Raw genomic sequence first — 17,797 nt, 5'->3', positions numbered from 1 at the left:
GAAACCGTACAACCCCATGACACACCACAGGCCCGACAGTCGCGCTGCCGGGCCTGTGGACAAAGCTGTCGCAATCTGCGGATACGACTATCCGCAGATGTCGTACGGGTCTCAGGTCGCGGGGCCCTCGACGGCCTCGGACGTCAGCAGACCCGCGTTGATCTCGCGCAGGGCGATGGAGAGCGGCTTCTCGTGGACGTGGGTGTCGACGAGCGGACCGACGTACTCGAGGAGGCCCTCGCCGAGCTGCGAGTAGTACGCGTTGATCTGACGGGCGCGCTTGGCGGCGTAGATCACGAGGCTGTACTTCGAGTCGGTGGCCTCGAGGAGCTCGTCGATCGGAGGGTTGATGATGCCCTCGGGAGCGGTGATGGAAGAGGACACGCTCTGCCTTCCGAAAGATGGGATGAGATCGGAAAAACGATCACACAACTTCCATCAAGGCTAGCAGCTCGCGTGCTACGTCCTCGACGGAGGTGTTGACAAGGGTCACGTCGAACTCCGGCTCGGCGGCCAGCTCGACCTTCGCGGCCTCCAGACGGCGCTCGATCACGTCGGGCGGTTCGGTGCCCCGTCCGGTGAGCCGGCGCACCAGCTCCTCCCAGGAGGGGGGAGCCAGGAACACCAGCAGCGCGTCCGCCATGGACTCGCGGACCTGCCGGGCCCCCTGGAGGTCGATCTCCAGCAGGACCGGTACGCCGGACTCGAGATGTTCCAGCACGGCCGCACGCGGTGTGCCGTAGCGATTGCCGGCGAACTCGGCCCACTCCAGCAACTCACCGTTGGCGATCAGCTTGTCCATCTCCTCGTCGGTGACGAAGAAGTAGTGGACGCCGTGCTTCTCGCCGGGGCGGGGCTTGCGGGTCGTCGCCGACACCGAGAGCCAGGCCTCGTCGTGTTCCTTGCGCATATGGGCGACGACCGTGCTCTTGCCGACCCCAGAGGGGCCGGAGAGCACGGTCAGCCGCGGACGTACGTCCGGGGGCTCGGGGGTCGTCCCCCGGAATGTTGCAGCCATGCAGCGATTATTCCAGCAATCCCGGACTGCCCGGGACTCCCCGTCTCAGCGATCGGGACTCAGGAGCCGGTGCTGCCGAACTCACGCTCCAGGGAAGCGATCTGGTTGGAGCCGAGACCACGCACTCGGCGGCTCTCGGAGATGCCGAGTCGCTCCATGATCTGCTTGGCGCGGACCTTGCCCACGCCGGGCAGCGACTCGAGCAGCGCGGAGACCTTCATCTTGCCGATGACGTCGTTCTCCTGGCCCTGCTTGATGACCTCGTGCAGGGAGGCGCCGGAGTGCTTGAGTCGATTCTTGACCTCGGCCCGCTCCCGGCGAGCCGCGGCGGCCTTTTCGAGCGCGGCTGCGCGCTGTTCAGGGGTAAGGGGCGGAAGAGCCACGCCTACGTCACCTCGGATGTCGAACTGTCGGATACGGACCGGTGAGGAACCTAGTCGCCCCACACCTGGGGAGCTACGAGCAACACGCTTGCCCGTTAACTCTGCTCGGAGACTAGCGGCCAAGTACGCCAGAGTCAGCGAGAACAGCGGAAAAGTCCTGGTCAGCCTCCGCCAGGCCGGACATTTAGGACATAGTGCCCTGGATTTGAGGATGTATTCAGGCTCAAGCGCTTCCCGGACCGCCGTCGAGCCACTCATCGGAGGACTCCGACGACCAGGTCGAACGCCCGCGACGACCGTCGCGAAAGCCTCATACGGCCGTGAGTGTGACCCTGATCTCCTCGGCGAAGCGATCCGCGGACTCCCGCAGCGCGCTCGTGTCGGGTCCGTGCCGCAGTACTGCCCGGCTGACGTTCGGGACGACGTTGGACAGCGCGGCCCCGAACACCCCGGGAAGGTCGGCGGGCGTGGCCCCCTGCGCACCCACACCCGGAGCGAGCAACGGACCGTTGATCTCCAGGTCGTACGACGACAGGTCGCCCAGCGTGGCGCCGACGACGGCGCCGAAGGAACCCAGCGGCTCCTCCCCGGCGTTCTCCGCCGCGAGGTGGGCCAGCATCGTCGCTCCGACGTCCTGCCCGTCCGCGCGGACCGCGTGCTGCACCTCGCCGCCCTCCGGGTTGGAGGTCAGCGCGAGCACGAACAGGCCCGCGCCGCTCTCGCGCGCCAGCTCGATCGCCGGCGAGAGCGACCCGTAGCCGAGATACGGCGACACGGTCAGCGCGTCCGAGAACAGCGGGGAGTCCTTGCGCAGGAAGGCCTCGGCGTACGCGGCCATGGTCGAGCCGATGTCGCCGCGCTTGGCGTCCATGACGACGAGCGCGCCGGCCGCCCGCGCCTCCTCCACCGTCTTCTCCAGGACGGCGACGCCCCGCGATCCGAAGCGCTCGAAGAAGGCGCTCTGCGGCTTGAAGACGGCGACCCGCTCGGACAGCGCCTCGACGACCGTGCGGCTGAACCGCTCCAGGCCCGCCACATCGTCGTTGAGGCCCCACTCGGCGAGCAGGGACGCATGCGGGTCGATGCCCACGCACAGCGGTCCGCGCTCGTCCATGGACCGGCGCAGTCGCGCACCGAAGGGTTCGAGAACGCTCATACTGACTTCCTCACGTCGGCGCCGACCGCGTCGGCGAGGGTGGCGTACGGGCTCGTGCGCAGGCGCGCGGCGAGGCCCTTGTGGAGGGCGCGGCCCCAGAAGGGACCTTCGTAAATGAACGCGCTGTAGCCCTGTACCAGCGTGGCGCCCGCCAGGATGCGCTGCCAGACGTCCTCCGCGTTCTCGACACCGCCGACGCCCACCAGGGTGATGCGGTCGCCCACGCGCGCGTAGAGGCGGCGCAGCACCTCCAGGGAGCGTGCCTTCAGCGGAGCGCCGGACAGGCCGCCGGTCTCTTTGACCAGCTCGGGTTCGGATTTCAAACCGAGGCCCTCGCGCGCGATGGTGGTGTTGGTGGCGATGATCCCGTCCAGGCCGAGTTCGACGGCCAGGTCGGCGACGGCGTCCACGTCCTCGTCGGCGAGGTCGGGCGCGATCTTCACCAGGAGCGGGACACGGCGGACGGTGACCGTACGGTCGGCGGCCTCGCGCACGGCGCTCAGCAGCGGGCGCAGCGCCTCGGTGGCCTGGAGGTTGCGCAGCCCGGGCGTGTTGGGCGAGGAGACGTTCACGACCAGGTAGTCGGCGTACGGCGCCAGACGCTCGGTCGACTTGACGTAGTCGCCGACGGCCTCCGTCTCCGGTACGACCTTCGTCTTGCCGATGTTGACGCCCACGACGGTCCTGAAGACCGGCTCACGGGCCGCCAGACGGGCCGCCACGGCCAGCGAGCCCTCGTTGTTGAAGCCCATGCGGTTGATGAGCGCGCGGTCCGGTACGAGGCGGAACAGCCGCTTCTTGGGGTTGCCGGGCTGCGCCTCCCCCGTGACCGTGCCGATCTCGACGTGGTCGAAGCCGAGCATCGTCATGCCGTCGACGGCGACCGCGTTCTTGTCGAAGCCGGCCGCGAGCCCGAAGGGGCCGTGCATGCGCAGCCCGAAGGCCTCGGTGCGCAGTTCCTTGTGGCGGGGCGCGAGCGCGGCGGCGACGAAGGTGCGCAGCACCGGGACGCGGACGGCGAGGCGGATCCAGCGGAAGGCGAGGTGGTGGGCCTGCTCCGGGTCCATCCGTTTGAAGACGAGATTGAAGAAGATCTTGTACATGGTGTCCTCATGAAGAGGGGGACACCGTTTCCGGTGTCCCCCTCGGGCTGCTAGTCGCGGGCCGCGGTCAGGTGTTCGGCGTGTTCCTGGAGCGAACGGACGCCCACGTCACCGTGATTGAGGGCGTCGATGCCCTGGACGGCGGCGGCGAGCGCCTGGACCGTCGTCAGGCAGGGGACCGACCGCGCCACGGCCGCCGTACGGATCTCGTAGCCGTCCAGGCGGCCGCCGGTGCCGTACGGGGTGTTGACGATGAGGTCGACGTCGCCGTCGTGGATGAGCTGGACGATCGTCTTCTCGCCGCCTGGGCCGGTGCCCTCGGACTGCTTGCGCACGATCGTGGCGTTGATGCCGTTGCGCTTGAGGACCTCGGCCGTGCCGGAGGTGGCGAGCAACTCGAAGCCGTGCGCGACCAGTTCACGCGCGGGGAAGATCATCGAGCGCTTGTCGCGGTTGGCGACCGAGATGAAGGCGCGGCCCTTGGTCGGCAGTGGACCGTAGGCGCCCGCCTGCGACTTGGCGTACGCCGTGCCGAAGACGGAGTCGATGCCCATGACCTCGCCGGTGGAGCGCATCTCCGGGCCGAGGACCGTGTCGACGCCCCGCCCGTGGATGTCGCGGAAGCGCGACCACGGCATGACCGCCTCCTTGACGGAGATCGGCGCGTCGAGCGGGAGCTCACCGCCGTCGCCGTTGGCCGGCAGCAGCCCCTCCGCGCGCAGCTCGGCGACGGTGGCGCCCAGCGAGATGCGGGCGGCGGCCTTCGCGAGCGGTACCGCGGTCGCCTTGGAGGTGAAGGGAACCGTGCGGGACGCGCGCGGGTTGGCCTCCAGGACGTAGAGGATGTCGCCGGCCAGCGCGAACTGGATGTTGATCAGTCCACGCACCCCGACTCCCTTGGCGATGGCCTCCGTCGAGGCCCGCAGGCGCTTGATGTCGAAGCCGCCCAGGGTGATCGGCGGCAGGGCGCACGCCGAGTCGCCGGAGTGGATGCCGGCCTCCTCGATGTGCTCCATGACACCGCCGAGGTAGAGCTCCTCGCCGTCGTACAGGGCGTCGACGTCGATCTCGATGGCGTCGTCGAGGAAGCGGTCGACCAGGACCGGCCGGGAGGGGCTGATCTCGGTCGACTCCGCGATGTAGGACTCCAGCCGGGTCTCGTCGTAGACGATCTCCATGCCGCGTCCGCCGAGGACGTAGGAGGGGCGGACGAGGACCGGATAGCCGATCTCGTCGGCGATGGCCTTGGCGCCGACGAACGTGGTGGCCGTGCCGTGCTTGGGAGCCGGCAGGCCCGCCTCCGCGAGCACCTGGCCGAAGGCACCGCGGTCCTCGGCGGCGTGGATGGCCTCCGGCGGGGTGCCGACGATCGGCACACCGTTGTCCTTGAGGGCCTGCGCCAGGCCCAGCGGGGTCTGGCCGCCGAGCTGCACGATGACACCGGCGATCGGTCCCGCCTGCTGCTCCGCGTGGACGATCTCCAGCACGTCCTCAAGCGTCAGCGGCTCGAAGTACAGGCGGTCGGAGGTGTCGTAGTCCGTGGAGACGGTCTCCGGGTTGCAGTTGACCATCACGGTCTCGTACCCGGCGTCGGACAGCGCGAAGGAGGCGTGGACGCAGGAGTAGTCGAACTCGATGCCCTGGCCGATGCGGTTGGGCCCGGAGCCCAGGATGATGACGGCCGGCTTCTCGCGCGGGGCGACCTCGTTCTCCTCGTCGTAGGACGAGTAGAAGTACGGCGTCTTCGCGGCGAACTCGGCGGCGCAGGTGTCGACCGTCTTGTAGACCGGACGGATCCCGAGCGCGTGCCGGACCTCGCGCACGACGTCCTCGCGCAGGCCGCGGATCTCGCCGATCTGCTGGTCGGAGAAGCCGTGCCGCTTTGCCTCGGCGAGCAGTTCGGGGTCGAGCTTGGGTGCGGCGGCCAGCTCGTCCGCGATCTCCTTGATGAGGAAGAGCTGGTCGACGAACCAGGGGTCGATCTTCGTGTACTCGAAGACCTCCGCCGGGGTGGCGCCCGCGCGGATCGCCTGCATGACGGTGTTGATCCGCCCGTCGGTGGGCCGTACGGCCTCCTCCAGGAGCTGGACCTTGTCACCGGGCTCGCCGACGAACGTGAACTGGCTGCCCTTCTTCTCCAGCGAGCGCAGCGCCTTCTGGAAGGCCTCGGTGAAGTTCCGGCCGATGGCCATGGCCTCGCCGACCGACTTCATGGTGGTCGTCAACGTCGAGTCCGCCGAAGGGAACTTCTCGAAGGCGAAGCGCGGGGCCTTCACGACCACGTAGTCGAGGGTCGGCTCGAAGGAGGCCGGGGTCTCGCCCGTGATGTCGTTCGGGATCTCGTCGAGGGTGTAGCCGACGGCGAGCTTGGCGGCGATCTTGGCGATCGGGAAGCCGGTCGCCTTGGAGGCGAGTGCGGAGGAGCGCGACACGCGCGGGTTCATCTCGATGACGATCACCCGGCCGTCGACGGGGTCGATCGCGAACTGGATGTTGCAGCCGCCGGTGTCGACGCCGACCTCGCGGATGATCGCGATGCCCACGTCACGCAGCACCTGGTACTCGCGGTCGGTCAGCGTCATCGCCGGGGCGACGGTGATCGAGTCGCCGGTGTGCACGCCCATGGGGTCGAAGTTCTCGATGGAGCAGACGACCACGACGTTGTCGTTCTTGTCGCGCATCAGCTCCAGCTCGTACTCCTTCCAGCCGAGGATGGACTCCTCAAGGAGCACCTCGGTGGTCGGCGAGAGCGTGAGGCCCTGGCCCGCGATGCGGCGCAGCTCCTCCTCGTCGTGCGCGAAGCCGGAGCCGGCGCCGCCCATGGTGAAGGAGGGGCGCACGACGACCGGGTAGCCGCCGAGCGTCTCGACGCCCTTCAGGACGTCGTCCATGGAGTGGCAGATCACCGAGCGGGCGGACTCGCCGTGCCCGATCTTCTCGCGGACGGCCTCGACGACGCCCTTGAAGAGGTCGCGGTCCTCGCCCTTGTTGATGGCCTCGACGTTGGCGCCGATCAGTTCGACGCCGTACTTGTCGAGCGTGCCCGCCTCGTGCAGGGAGATGGCCGTGTTGAGGGCCGTCTGACCGCCCAGGGTGGGCAGGAGGGCGTCGGGGCGCTCCTTGGCGATGATCTTCTCGACGAACTCCGGGGTGATCGGCTCGACGTAGGTGGCGTCGGCGATCTCGGGGTCGGTCATGATCGTCGCCGGGTTGGAGTTCACCAGGATGACGCGCAGGCCCTCGGCGCGCAGGATGCGGCACGCCTGCGTACCCGAGTAGTCGAACTCGGCGGCCTGGCCGATGACGATCGGGCCGGAGCCGATGACCAGGACGGACTGGATATCGGTGCGCTTAGGCACGCTGGCCCTCCATCAAAGACGTGAAGCGGTCGAACAGGTAGGCCGCGTCGTGCGGGCCCGCCGCCGCTTCTGGGTGGTACTGGACGGAGAAGGCGGGCTGGTCGAGCAGCTGGAGCCCCTCCACGACGTTGTCGTTCAGGCAGACGTGGGAGACCTCGGCGCGGCCGAACTTCGTCTCGCTGACCTGGTCGAGCGGCGCGTCCACGGCGAACCCGTGGTTGTGCGCGGTGACCTCGACCTTGCCGGTCGTCCGGTCCTGGACCGGCTGGTTGATGCCGCGGTGGCCGTACTTGAGCTTGTAGGTGCCGAAGCCGAGGGCGCGGCCGAGGATCTGGTTGCCGAAGCAGATGCCGAACAGGGGCGTACGGCGCTCCAGGACGGCGGTCATCAGCGCGACCGGCCCGTCGGCGGTGGCCGGGTCGCCCGGGCCGTTGGAGAAGAACACACCGTCCGGCTCGACGGCGTAGACGTCCTCCACGCTCGCGGTGGCGGGCAGCACGTGCACCTCGATGCCACGCTCGGCCATGCGGTGCGGGGTCATGCCCTTGATGCCGAGGTCGACGGCGGCGACGGTGAACTTCTTCTCGCCGACCGCGGGGACGACGTACGCCTCCTTGGTGGCGACCTCCTCGTACAGCGAGGCGCCCTTCATCTGCGGCTGGGCCTGCACCTGCGCGACCAGTTCGGTGTCGGGGACGATCGCCTCGCCGGAGAAGATGCCGGCGCGCATCGAGCCGCGCTCGCGCAGATGGCGGGTCAACGCGCGCGTGTCGATCCCGGAGATGCCGACCACGCCCTGTGCGACGAGTTCGTCGTCCAGGGAGCGCTTGGCCCGCCAGTTGGACGGCACGCGCGCGGGGTCGCGGACGACGTAGCCGGAGACCCAGATGCGGGCCGACTCGTCGTCCTCGTCGTTCCAGCCGGTGTTGCCGATCTGCGGGGCGGTCGCGACGACGATCTGACGGTCGTACGACGGGTCGGTGAGGGTCTCCTGGTAGCCGGTCATCCCGGTGGAGAAGACGGCCTCGCCGAAGGTCACCCCCACGGCCCCGTAGGCACGGCCGCGGAAGATCCGGCCGTCCTCCAGGACGAGTACGGCGGGAGCTGCCTTGTGCCTCTGCGAGGCCGCTCCCTGGATGGAGGTCGTCATCGTGCGCCTTCCGTCTTGTTGATCATGTTGTTCAGAGTCTCGACCCACTCGGCGTGCTCCGCCGCGTGGTCGGAGCGGAACCCGGAGTCGATCAGCTTGTCGCCGTGCGCCCAGGTGACGATCAGCAGACCGCCCTCGCTGAGCACCTTCCCGGCGATGCCCTTGCCGAGCAGGGCCTCGCGCAGTGCCTCGGCGGGGATGAAGAAGTCGGTGGCCCCGGGGCGTACGACATCCAGGCCCGCGTCCGTCAGGGTCAGCTCGACCCGGCTGCGGGTGCCCAGGCCGTGCGCGACGATGCGGTCCAGCCACTGACCCGCGGTGGTGGAGCCGTGGTAGCGGCCGCTCATGGTCAGTTTCGCCGGGCCGGGTTCGTCCGGCATTCCAGGCTGTGGCGGCTTGCCGCCTCCGTTGAGGGTGGTGGTGGGCGACGGGCGGGCGGGCAGCTCGGGCAGGTCGCCCTGGAGCGTGCCGCGCCACTTCCAGCCCTCGCGCATCAGCCAGTACACGAGCGCGACGAAGAGGCCGAGGCCGACGAGCCAGCCGATCCGGGCGGCCCAGTCGGTGACGTCGGCCGACTTCTTCTCGGCGGCGAGCGATGCGGCGGCGAGCAGAGTTGCAGATGTCACGTGAGCTTCCCGTCGACGAGCGTGGCCTTGCCCCGGAGCCACGTATGCGTCACACGGCCCGGCAGCTCACGCCCCTCGTACGGCGTGTTCCGGCTGCGCGAGGCGAAGCCCGCGGGGTCCACCGACCCACGGTATGCCGTGTCGACGAGCGTGAGGTTGGCGGGCTCACCAGCCGAGACGGGACGGCCGTGCCCCTTGGCCCGCCCGATCTCGGCAGGCTTGACGGACATGCGCTCGGCCACCCCGGCCCAGGTGAGGAGCCCGGTGTCCACCATGGTCTCCTGCACCACCGACAACGCGGTCTCCAGGCCCACCATCCCCATGGCGGCCGCGGCCCACTCGCAGTCCTTGTCCTCGTGCGGGTGCGGGGCGTGGTCGGTGGCGACGATGTCGATCGTGCCGTCGGCGAGCGCCTCGCGCAGGGCGAGCACGTCCCGCTCGGTGCGCAGCGGCGGGTTGACCTTGTAGACCGGGTTGTAGCTGCGCACCAGCTCGTCGGTGAGCAGGAGGTGGTGCGGGGTGACCTCGGCGGTGACGTCGATGCCGCGGGACTTGGCCCAGCGGACGATCTCGACGGAGCCGGCGGTCGAGAGGTGGCAGATGTGGACGCGGGAGCCGACGTGCTCGGCGAGCAGGACATCGCGGGCGATGATCGATTCCTCGGCCACCGCCGGCCAGCCGCCCAGGCCCAGCTCGGCGGAGACGACGCCCTCGTTCATCTGGGCGCCCTCGGTCAGCCGCGGCTCCTGCGCGTGCTGGGCGACGACCCCGCCGAAGGCCTTCACGTACTCCAACGCGCGCCGCATGATCACGGCGTCGTCGACGCACTTGCCGTCGTCGGAGAAGACGGTGACGCCTGCGGCCGACTCGTGCATGGCGCCCAGCTCGGCGAGCTTGCGGCCCTCCAGTCCGACGGTGACGGCTCCGATGGGCTGCACGTCGCAGTAGCCGTGCTCCTGGCCGAGCCGGTAGACCTGCTCGACCACGCCTGCGGTGTCGGCGACCGGGAAGGTGTTGGCCATGGCGAAGACGGCCGTGTAGCCGCCGGAGGCCGCCGCACGCGTGCCGGTCAGCACGGTCTCGGAGTCCTCGCGGCCGGGCTCGCGCAGATGGGTGTGCAGGTCGACCAGGCCCGGCAGCAGCACCTTGCCCTCGGCCTCCACGACCTCGGCGCCTTCGTCGGACAGCCCTTGGCCGACGGCCTCGATGACCGAGCCGTCGATCAGGACGTCCTGCGCCTCGCCGCCGAGCACCTTCGCACCACGGATCAGGATCTTGCTCATGGGTCCTACTTCTCCTCGATGGTGCGGGCATGGGCGACGGCGGGTTCGTTGCCGCCGAGCAGCAGGTACAGAACGGCCATCCGGATGGAGACTCCGTTTGCGACCTGCTCGATCGCGGTGCAGCGCTCGGAGTCGGCGACCTCGGCGGTGATCTCCATGCCGCGGACCATCGGACCGGGGTGCATCACGATGGCGTGCTCGGGCATCTTCGCCATGCGGTCGCCGTCCAGGCCGTAGCGCCGCGAGTACTCGCGCTCGGTCGGGAAGAAGGCGGCGTTCATGCGCTCGCGCTGGACGCGCAGCAGCATCACCGCGTCGCTCTTGGAGAGCGTGCTGTCGAGGTCGTACGACACCTCGCAGGGCCAGGACTCGACGCCGACCGGCACCAGGGTGGGCGGGGCGACGAGGGTGACCTCGGCGCCGAGCGTGTGCAGCAGGTCGACGTTGGAGCGGGCGACGCGGCTGTGCAGGATGTCGCCGACGAGCGTGATCCGCTTGCCGTCCAGGTCCTGCCCTATCCCGGCGTCCCGCCCGATGAGGCGACGGCGCATGGTGAAGGCGTCAAGGAGGGCCTGTGTGGGGTGCTGGTGGGTGCCGTCACCGGCGTTGATGACGGCCGCGTCGATCCAGCCGGAGTTGGCGAGCCGGTAGGGCGCTCCGGAGGCGCCGTGCCGGATGACGACGGCGTCGACACCCATGGCCTCCAGGGTCTGGGCGGTGTCCTTGAGGGACTCGCCCTTGGAGACGCTGGAGCCCTTGGCGGTGAAGTTGATGACGTCCGCGGAGAGGCGCTTCTCGGCGGCTTCGAAGGAGATACGCGTGCGCGTGGAGTCCTCGAAGAAGAGGTTGACGACGGTACGGCCGCGCAGGGTCGGCAGTTTCTTGATCGGCCGGTCGGCGACCCGGGCCATCTCCTCGGCGGTGTCGAGGATCAGGACGGCGTCGTCGCGGGTGAGGTCGGCGGCCGAGATGAGATGACGCTGCATCTGTCAGGCTCCGTAAGGCAATTCAGGAGTTTTCGGGCGTACGGGCATGCGTGAGCGCACTCCGGCGGGAGACCGGAGTGCTACTGCGACGCGCCCGGGGCGGCCGGCTTGGCGCCGAGCAGCACGGTGTCGCGACCGTCCTCCTCGGCGAGCAGGACCTTGACCGTCTCCCGCAACGACGTGGGGAGGTTCTTGCCGACGTAGTCGGCGCGGATGGGCAGTTCGCGGTGGCCGCGGTCGACCAGGACCGCGAGCTGCACCGCGCGCGGGCGCCCGATGTCGTTCAGGGCGTCGAGGGCGGCGCGGATGGTGCGGCCGGAGAAGAGCACGTCGTCGACGAGGACGACCAGGCGGCCGTCGATGCCGTCACCGGGGATCTCCGTGCGGGCCAGCGCACGCGGCGGGTGCATGCGCAGGTCGTCGCGGTACATGGTGATGTCGAGGGCGCCGACCGGGATCTTGCGGTCGGTGATCTCCTCCAGCTTGACGCCCAGCCGTTGGGCGAGGAAGACGCCTCGGGTCGGAATGCCGAGGAGCACCACGTCGTCGGCGCCCTTGGCGCGTTCGACGATCTCGTGGGCGATGCGGGTCAACACCCGCGCGATGTCGGGCCCTTCGAGCACGGGCCGGGCATCGGAGGCATGCGTGTCGCGCTTGTCCTGCTTGTCCATATGAAACGGACCTCCTTCTCCGCCTCACGGGACGGACGTTAAAGGACGTCGGATTTGCGCCATCCACGGTAGCAGGCCCGGACGACGTCCCTGATCACCCCCCTGGCGTAATCAACCACGGGTTCCCCAGAAGAGGCGGTGTGGACCATTCGGCTTGACGGGCGAGAGTCACGCTGCGTAACCTCACAGTGAGTTACCAGACGCGCGGCTCGGAAACACCATCGGTCGCGTCGATCCAGTGTCCGGGGAGCTATATGTCCAGCGAATACGCCAAACAGCTCGGGGCCAAGCTCCGGGCCATCCGCACCCAGCAGGGCCTTTCCCTCCACGGTGTCGAGGAGAAGTCCCAGGGACGCTGGAAGGCGGTCGTGGTCGGGTCGTACGAGCGCGGTGACCGTGCCGTGACCGTGCAGCGCCTCGCCGAGCTGGCGGATTTCTACGGTGTGCCGGTGCAGGAGCTGCTGCCGGGCACGACCCCGGGCGGCGCCGCCGAGCCGCCGCCGAAGCTGGTCCTCGACCTGGAGCGGCTGGCCACGGTGCCGGCCGAGAAGGCGGGCCCGCTGCAGCGGTACGCGGCCACGATCCAGTCCCAGCGCGGCGACTACAACGGCAAGGTGCTGTCGATCCGCCAGGACGACCTGCGCACACTCGCCGTCATCTACGACCAGTCCCCCTCGGTCCTCACCGAGCAGCTGATCAGCTGGGGCGTCCTGGACGCGGACGCCCGGCGCGCGGTGGCCTCCCACGAGGAGAACTGAGCCGTACAGCGCTTGAGCAGAAACGTGCCGCCGGGGTGGCCGGAACTTTGGGGTTCCGGCCACCCCGGCGTTCTTTTGTCCGTGCTCCATCGCCGTTCACGTCTCGGGAGACGTGAGGCCGGCTCCCCAGGGGCGCGGGGCTGTGTCGATATGCGGCTCCGCCGCGCGGGCGCGACAAGCCACACACGGCCCGCAGCCGCCCTACGACGTCATCACCCACCCCCTTGGGCGCACGAACGCCGGGAGCCCGCAGCAGGCGCGCTGCGGGCTCCCGGCGTTCGTGGTGGGCGCTACGCCCGGAGGACCTACGCCTGGTCCCGCCTCAGCGAGGGCTTCAGCTCCTTGAAGCGGGCCAGCAGGCCATTGACGAACGCGGGCGAGTCGTCCGTCGAGAACTCCTTCGCCAGCTGCACCATCTCGTCGAGGACGACCGCGTCCGGGGTCTCGTCGACCCAGATCAGCTCATAGGCGCCGAGCCTCAGGATGTTGCGGTCCACGACCGGCATCCGGTCGAGCGTCCAGCCGACCGAGTACTGGGCGATCAGATCGTCGATACGCCGCTCGTGCTGGGCGTAGCCCTCGACGAGCTGCATCGTGTACTCACTCACCGGCGGCTGCCGGGTGTCGTCCCGGGAGAGTCGGATCCAGTCCGCGAGGACCGTCAGGACGTCGGCGCCGCGCTGGTCGCCCTCGAAGAGGATCTGGAAGGCGCGCTTGCGGGCCGTGTTGCGAGCAGCCACGGTTAGCTGTTCACCCGGCCGAGGTAGTCGCTCGTGCGGGTGTCGACCTTGATCTTCTCGCCGGTGGTGATGAAGAGCGGGACCTGGATCTGGTGGCCCGTCTCCAGCGTGGCGGGCTTGGTGCCGCCGGTGGAGCGGTCGCCCTGGACGCCCGGCTCGGTCTCCTGGACGACCAGCTCGACGGCGGCCGGCAGCTCGACGAAGAGCACCTCGCCCTCGTGCTGCGCCACGGTGGCCGTGAAGCCCTCGATCAGGAAGTTGGCGGCGTCGCCGACGGCCTTGCGGTCGACCATGAGCTGGTCGTAGGTCTCCATGTCCATGAAGACGAAGTACTCGCCGTCCATGTACGAGAACTGCATGTCGCGCTTGTCGACAGTGGCCGTCTCGACCTTGACGCCGGCGTTGAACGTCTTGTCGACGACCTTGCCGGAGAGCACGTTCTTGAGCTTGGTGCGCACGAAGGCAGGGCCCTTGCCGGGCTTGACGTGCTGGAACTCGACGACGGACCAGAGCTGGCCTCCGTCGAGCTTGAGCACCAGGCCGTTCTTGAGGTCGTTCGTGGAAGCCACGGTTGCGGAATCTCCTGGACTGACGTGGACGACCACGGGGCACGCGCGTTACAGCGCTAGAAGCTCCTTGGTCGTAATGGTGAGTAGCTCGGGTCCGCCGTCCGCCTCGGGGCGGACGACGAGCGTGTCATCGATCCGGACACCGCCCCGGCCCGGGAGGTGGACCCCCGGTTCGACGGTGACCGGCACGCAAGCGTCCAGTTTACCCATGGCCGCAGGGGCCAACTGCGGGTCCTCGTCGATTTCGAGCCCCACCCCGTGCCCCATCAGCGCCGACAGCCCCTCCGCATGCCCCGCCGAGTCCAGTACCTGACGGGCCGCCCGGTCCACATCGCGGTAGGCGGCGCCGGGCGCCAGAGCCTCGCGGCCGGCGCGCTGGGCGGCGAAGACGAGGTCGTAGAGCTCGATCTGCCAGTCGGCGGGCGAGGTCCCGATGACGAACGTACGGCCGATCTCGCAGCGGTAGCCGCGGTACCTCGCGCCGAGGCAGACCGAGAGGAAATCGCCCTCCTCGACGCGGCGGTCGGTGGGCAGGTGTGTGCGCCGGCCGGCGTTGGGGCCGGTCGCGACGGAGGTGGCGAAGGCGGGGCCGTCGGCGCCGTGGTCGACCAGTCGGCGCTCCAGTTCCAGGGCGAGGTGGCGTTCGGTGCGGCCCACGAGGATGGATTCCAGGAGTTCGCCCAGGGCCTGGTCGGCGATCTCCGCGCCGATGCGGAGGCAGGAGATCTCCTCCTCGTCCTTGACCACTCGGAGCTGTTCCACGGCCCCGCCGAGGTCTGCGACGCGGATGCGGGGGGCTACCGAGCGGATCTCCCGGTGTCTGGCGACGGTGAGGTGGTGTTCCTCCACCGCGAGGGATTCCGCGCCCTGGGTCTTGGCGAGACCCGCGGCCGCGACGGCCGGGTCGCCTGCGCTGCTCGGGAGGCTCTGTACGCGGATCGTCTCGTCGGGGCGGCCGTCAGTGGGTCTTTCGTCCGGCGGGCCGGTGCAGAGGAGAAGGTCTTCTGTTTTCCCCAGGAGCAGGACGGACCCCTGCGGGGACGCTCCTGCGAGGTAGCGGACGTTGGCCGGGCGGGAGATGAGCGCTGCCGTGTTGCCGGCGGCGTTGCATTGTTCCCTGAGCCGGGTTCGGCGGATTGCGTACATCTCTGACATGAGATGAGCGTAGGAGCGGTGGGTGATTTGTGCCGGTTGGAGGAGTGCCGTTCGGGGGACGCGGGGGGACCGGTTGTGTCCCGACTGACGGCCGGTGGGGGTTGCTCGCGCAGTTCCCCGCGCCCCTGGGTTGGCAAAGTCCCCTGCGTCTACCAGTTCGGGGGGCTTGCTATTGATCTTGCCAGTACGTCGTTCAGGACCGCGGCCGTCTGGGCCACGTCCAACTGGGAGTTGTCGATGATGGGGAGGCCCGAGCCGTACCAGCCCGCCATGCGGCCGTGGATGCGGGCGACCTCCTCGTCGGTGAGGCGGCGGTTGCCGGCGCGCTCGGCGTTGCGTTCCAGGACTACTTCGAGGCCGGGGAGCAGGACGACGGGGAGGAGGCCGGGGCCGACGTGGCGCTTCCAGCCGCCGAGGCCGACGACCGGGCGGTCGGGGAAGACGGCGTCGTCGAGGATGCAGGAGATGCCGTTGGCGAGGAAGTTGCGGGCGGCGAAGCCGCAGGTGCGGCGGGCCAGGCGGTACTGCGCCTCGGAGTGGTCGTTCCAGCCGGACTGCGGGTCGGCGAAGCCCGAGCGGACCCATTCGCGTACGTCGTCGAGGCTGATGTGGGCCGTGGGGACCCGGCGGTGGTCCGCCCAGTACTTGGCGACGCTCGTCTTGCCCGCGCCGGCGGGGCCGATCAGCAGAACGGCGAGGGTGGTGGACGTCGGGTCCGCGCCCGCCGTGGCGGTCGGCGGGACGCTCGGCATCGCGACCGGGCCGCCGGGCGGCAGCGGGACGTGGCCGGTGGTGTCCGGGACGAGGGGCGGTGGAGTCGGGGCCTGGGGCGGTGCGGGCGGCGGGGCCATGGCCGGAGGGGCTCCGGGATAGCCCGGGGCCTGAGGCGGTGGCGGCACGGGGGCCGAACTCTGGTGCGGGCCCGGGTGACCCGGGTGGTGCGCGGCCGGCGACCAGCCGGCGGCCGGTCCGTGCCCCGGCTGATGGGGCGGCGGCAGCGGAGAACCCACTGCGTGCTGCATCCGGTGCCACTCCGTCTCACTCTTTTTGGCTCAGTTCGCCTCCGGGGCGCTGCACCCCTTCGGCTCACTCGCCGCAGGCGATGGGCGCTGGCGAGGGGGCCGACCCCCACTCCCTACCGAACGGTACCTTCCCCGGCCGCCGTTTGGTGAACGGCCGGGGGCGGTCCGAAGTGCCCATGCCCACAAGGGCAGATCGGCATTTCGGACGGACGGCGCTCCAGTGGACCTACTCGCCCACCTCGCCGTACGCGGCGAGCAGTACGGCCGGGTCGGGGCCCTCCAGGACGGTCGGCTTGGCCAGGCCGTCCAGCACGATGAAGCGGAGCAGGTCGCCGCGGGACTTCTTGTCGACCCGCATGTTCTCCAGGAGCTTGGGCCACTGGTCGTAGCGGTAGTGCAGCGGCAGCCCGACCGATTCGAGGATCGTGCGGTGGCGGTCGGCCGTCGCGTCGTCCAACCGCCCTGCCAGACGGCCGAGTTCGGCGGCGAAGTGCAGGCCGACAGAGACGGCCGCGCCGTGCCGCCACTTGTAGCGCTCGTTCTTCTCGATCGCGTGGCCCAGCGTGTGGCCGTAGTTGAGGATCTCGCGCAGGCCCGCTTCCTTGAGGTCCGAGGAGACCACCTCGGCCTTGACGCGGATGGAGCGTTCGATCAGCTCGGCCGTGTGCGGGCCCGCTGGGGTGCGGGCCGCCTGCGGGTCGGACTCGATGAGGTCCAGGATCACCGGGTCGGCGATGAAGCCCGCCTTGATGATCTCGGCGAGTCCGGAGACGTAGTCGTTGACCGGCAGGGAGTCCAGCGCGGCCAGGTCGCACAGCACGCCGGCCGGCGGATGGAAGGCGCCCACCAGGTTCTTGCCCTCGGCGGTGTTGATGCCGGTCTTGCCGCCGACGGCCGCGTCCACCATGGCAAGGACGGTGGTCGGTACGGCGATCCAGCGCACCCCGCGCAGCCAGGTCGCGGCGACGAATCCGGCCAGGTCGGTGCTGGCCCCGCCGCCCACGCCGACGATGACGTCGGAGCGGGTGAAGCCGGACTGGCCGAGCGCCTTCCAGCAGTAGGCGGCGACCTCGGCGGTCTTGGCCTCCTCCGCGTTCGGCACCTGGATGGCGACGGCCTCGAAGCCCTGCTCGGCCAGATCGGCGCGGAGCGCCTCGCCGGTCTCGGCCAGCGCCTCGGGGTGCACGATTGCGACGCGCTTGGCCTTCTCGCCGATCAACCCGGCCAGTTCGCCGAGGAGTTGACGGCCCACCAGGACCTCGTACGGTTCGTTGCCCGCTGTGCCGCCGACCTGGATCCGGGTCACTGCCTCGCTCATGCTTCCTTCAACTCCAGTGCGTCCAGGGCGACTTGGGTGACCTCTTCGGGCGTACGGCCGTCGGTGGACACGACCGCGGTGGCGATCTCCTCGTACAAGTGCCGCCTGACCTCCATCAGTTCGCGCCACTGCTTGCGCGGGTTGATCATGAGGAGGGGGCGGGCGACGTTCAGGCCGGTGCGCTTGACGGCTTCCTCGACGTCCATCGAGAGGTAGACGACCCGCTGCCCGGCCAGCAGCGCGCGGGTGTCCTCGTCGAGGACCGAGCCGCCGCCCAGGGCGAGGACGCCGTCGTGCTCGGCGAGTGCCCGGCGCACCGCCTGCTTCTCGATCGCGCGGAAGGCGGGCTCGCCCCCGTCGACGAAGATCTCGGCGATGGTCCGGCCCTGCTCGGCGACGATGTCCTCGTCGGTGTCCCGGTAGCCGACGCCGAGGCGCTCGGCCAGCAGTTGTCCGACGGTCGACTTGCCGACCCCCATCGGGCCCACCAGCACGACCAC

The 17,797-nt window shown here is 69.7% G+C and carries 18 protein-coding genes; 1 reads left to right on the top strand and 17 read right to left on the bottom strand.

Features of this window, described 5'->3' with window-relative positions:
• Positions 1-111: 111 nt before the first annotated feature.
• The 11 genes from rpoZ to pyrR all read right to left on the bottom strand — a co-directional run bounded on the left by rpoZ (position 112) and on the right by pyrR (position 11,735).
• Positions 112-384 (bottom strand): DNA-directed RNA polymerase subunit omega, encoded by a 273-nt coding sequence (rpoZ, locus tag ACIQI8_RS40255; RefSeq protein WP_019059732.1) that lies wholly within the window; start codon positions 382-384, stop codon positions 112-114.
• A gap of 40 nt (positions 385-424) precedes the next feature.
• Positions 425-1,018 (bottom strand): guanylate kinase, encoded by a 594-nt coding sequence (gene gmk, locus ACIQI8_RS40250; RefSeq protein ID WP_402362492.1) that lies wholly within the window; start codon positions 1,016-1,018, stop codon positions 425-427.
• A 59-nt stretch (positions 1,019-1,077) separates the two neighbouring features.
• Entirely contained in the window at positions 1,078-1,401 is a 324-nt protein-coding gene (locus ACIQI8_RS40245) for an integration host factor (protein ID WP_003977346.1), read from the bottom strand.
• Between the two features lie 310 nt (positions 1,402-1,711).
• Positions 1,712-2,557 carry an orotidine-5'-phosphate decarboxylase gene (gene pyrF, locus ACIQI8_RS40240; protein WP_402362490.1) on the bottom strand — a complete coding sequence of 282 codons (846 nt, stop codon included), beginning with the start codon at positions 2,555-2,557 and terminating at the stop codon, positions 1,712-1,714.
• Positions 2,554-3,660: a quinone-dependent dihydroorotate dehydrogenase gene (locus ACIQI8_RS40235; RefSeq protein WP_402362487.1), complete on the bottom strand. Its 1,107-nt coding sequence runs from the start codon at positions 3,658-3,660 to the stop codon at positions 2,554-2,556. Before ACIQI8_RS40235 ends, pyrF begins: the two co-directional genes overlap by 4 nt.
• Positions 3,661-3,710: 50 nt before the next feature.
• The gene (gene carB, locus ACIQI8_RS40230) at positions 3,711-7,019 is read right to left on the bottom strand and encodes a carbamoyl-phosphate synthase large subunit (protein ID WP_402362484.1); all 3,309 of its coding nucleotides are present in this window, start codon (positions 7,017-7,019) and stop codon (positions 3,711-3,713) included.
• Positions 7,012-8,169 carry a glutamine-hydrolyzing carbamoyl-phosphate synthase small subunit gene (gene carA / locus ACIQI8_RS40225; protein WP_402362481.1) on the bottom strand — a complete coding sequence of 386 codons (1,158 nt, stop codon included), beginning with the start codon at positions 8,167-8,169 and terminating at the stop codon, positions 7,012-7,014. Before carA ends, carB begins: the two co-directional genes overlap by 8 nt.
• Positions 8,166-8,795 carry a hypothetical protein gene (locus ACIQI8_RS40220; protein ID WP_402362478.1) on the bottom strand — a complete coding sequence of 210 codons (630 nt, stop codon included), beginning with the start codon at positions 8,793-8,795 and terminating at the stop codon, positions 8,166-8,168. The genes carA and ACIQI8_RS40220 overlap by 4 nt, the downstream gene beginning before the upstream one ends.
• The gene (locus ACIQI8_RS40215) at positions 8,792-10,078 is read right to left on the bottom strand and encodes a dihydroorotase (RefSeq protein ID WP_402362475.1); all 1,287 of its coding nucleotides are present in this window, start codon (positions 10,076-10,078) and stop codon (positions 8,792-8,794) included. Before ACIQI8_RS40215 ends, ACIQI8_RS40220 begins: the two co-directional genes overlap by 4 nt.
• Before the next feature lie 5 nt (positions 10,079-10,083).
• Complete coding sequence (locus ACIQI8_RS40210) at positions 10,084-11,064, bottom strand: aspartate carbamoyltransferase catalytic subunit (protein ID WP_402362472.1); 981 nt, start codon at positions 11,062-11,064, stop codon at positions 10,084-10,086.
• A gap of 80 nt (positions 11,065-11,144) precedes the next feature.
• Positions 11,145-11,735: a bifunctional pyr operon transcriptional regulator/uracil phosphoribosyltransferase PyrR gene (gene pyrR, locus ACIQI8_RS40205; RefSeq protein WP_402362469.1), complete on the bottom strand. Its 591-nt coding sequence runs from the start codon at positions 11,733-11,735 to the stop codon at positions 11,145-11,147.
• 254 nt (positions 11,736-11,989) lie between these two features.
• Between pyrR and bldD the strand changes: the two genes are divergently transcribed.
• On the top strand, positions 11,990-12,493 hold the full coding sequence (gene bldD, locus ACIQI8_RS40200) for a transcriptional regulator BldD (protein WP_124002855.1): 504 nt from the start codon (positions 11,990-11,992) through the stop codon (positions 12,491-12,493).
• A 305-nt stretch (positions 12,494-12,798) separates the two neighbouring features.
• Here bldD and nusB read toward each other — a convergent pair whose 3' ends face one another.
• The 6 genes from nusB to ACIQI8_RS40170 form a co-directional block, all read right to left on the bottom strand.
• Positions 12,799-13,233, bottom strand: coding sequence for a transcription antitermination factor NusB (gene nusB / locus ACIQI8_RS40195; RefSeq protein ID WP_402362465.1), 435 nt, complete (start codon positions 13,231-13,233; stop codon positions 12,799-12,801).
• Between the two features lie 2 nt (positions 13,234-13,235).
• On the bottom strand, positions 13,236-13,802 hold the full coding sequence (efp, locus tag ACIQI8_RS40190; RefSeq protein WP_093831276.1) for an elongation factor P: 567 nt from the start codon (positions 13,800-13,802) through the stop codon (positions 13,236-13,238).
• A gap of 48 nt (positions 13,803-13,850) precedes the next feature.
• Entirely contained in the window at positions 13,851-14,957 is a 1,107-nt protein-coding gene (locus ACIQI8_RS40185) for an aminopeptidase P family protein (RefSeq protein WP_402362461.1), read from the bottom strand.
• A gap of 149 nt (positions 14,958-15,106) precedes the next feature.
• Positions 15,107-15,979 carry a Pro-rich N-terminal domain-containing protein gene (locus ACIQI8_RS40180; protein WP_402362458.1) on the bottom strand — a complete coding sequence of 291 codons (873 nt, stop codon included), beginning with the start codon at positions 15,977-15,979 and terminating at the stop codon, positions 15,107-15,109.
• A 226-nt stretch (positions 15,980-16,205) separates the two neighbouring features.
• Positions 16,206-17,297, bottom strand: coding sequence for a 3-dehydroquinate synthase (aroB, locus tag ACIQI8_RS40175; protein WP_402362455.1), 1,092 nt, complete (start codon positions 17,295-17,297; stop codon positions 16,206-16,208).
• Complete coding sequence (locus tag ACIQI8_RS40170) at positions 17,294-17,776, bottom strand: shikimate kinase (protein WP_402362803.1); 483 nt, start codon at positions 17,774-17,776, stop codon at positions 17,294-17,296. Before ACIQI8_RS40170 ends, aroB begins: the two co-directional genes overlap by 4 nt.
• Between the last annotated feature and the right edge of the window lie 21 nt (positions 17,777-17,797).

The organism is Streptomyces sp. NPDC092369 (assembly GCF_044755245.1).
In the GTDB taxonomy this organism is placed as follows: Bacteria; Actinomycetota; Actinomycetes; order Streptomycetales; family Streptomycetaceae; genus Streptomyces.
Note: the sequence above shows the minus strand (reverse complement) of the source record. Positions and strands in the feature narration are given on the sequence as shown.

Bases quoted from the DNA above. Each gene is read 5' to 3' on its own strand.
- gmk (WP_402362492.1), bottom strand. From the start codon at position 1,018: ATGGCTGCAACATTCCGGGGGACGACCCCCGAGCCCCCGGACGTACGT.
- pyrF (WP_402362490.1), bottom strand. From the start codon at position 2,557: ATGAGCGTTCTCGAACCCTTCGGTGCGCGACTGCGCCGGTCCATGGAC.
- ACIQI8_RS40235 (WP_402362487.1), bottom strand. From the start codon at position 3,660: ATGTACAAGATCTTCTTCAATCTCGTCTTCAAACGGATGGACCCGGAG.
- carA (WP_402362481.1), bottom strand. From the start codon at position 8,169: ATGACGACCTCCATCCAGGGAGCGGCCTCGCAGAGGCACAAGGCAGCT.
- ACIQI8_RS40215 (WP_402362475.1), bottom strand. From the start codon at position 10,078: ATGAGCAAGATCCTGATCCGTGGTGCGAAGGTGCTCGGCGGCGAGGCG.
- ACIQI8_RS40210 (WP_402362472.1), bottom strand. From the start codon at position 11,064: ATGCAGCGTCATCTCATCTCGGCCGCCGACCTCACCCGCGACGACGCC.
- pyrR (WP_402362469.1), bottom strand. From the start codon at position 11,735: ATGGACAAGCAGGACAAGCGCGACACGCATGCCTCCGATGCCCGGCCC.
- bldD (WP_124002855.1), top strand. From the start codon at position 11,990: ATGTCCAGCGAATACGCCAAACAGCTCGGGGCCAAGCTCCGGGCCATC.
- ACIQI8_RS40185 (WP_402362461.1), bottom strand. From the start codon at position 14,957: ATGTCAGAGATGTACGCAATCCGCCGAACCCGGCTCAGGGAACAATGC.
- ACIQI8_RS40180 (WP_402362458.1), bottom strand. From the start codon at position 15,979: ATGCAGCACGCAGTGGGTTCTCCGCTGCCGCCGCCCCATCAGCCGGGG.
- aroB (WP_402362455.1), bottom strand. From the start codon at position 17,297: ATGAGCGAGGCAGTGACCCGGATCCAGGTCGGCGGCACAGCGGGCAAC.
- ACIQI8_RS40170 (WP_402362803.1), bottom strand. From the start codon at position 17,776: ATGGGGGTCGGCAAGTCGACCGTCGGACAACTGCTGGCCGAGCGCCTC.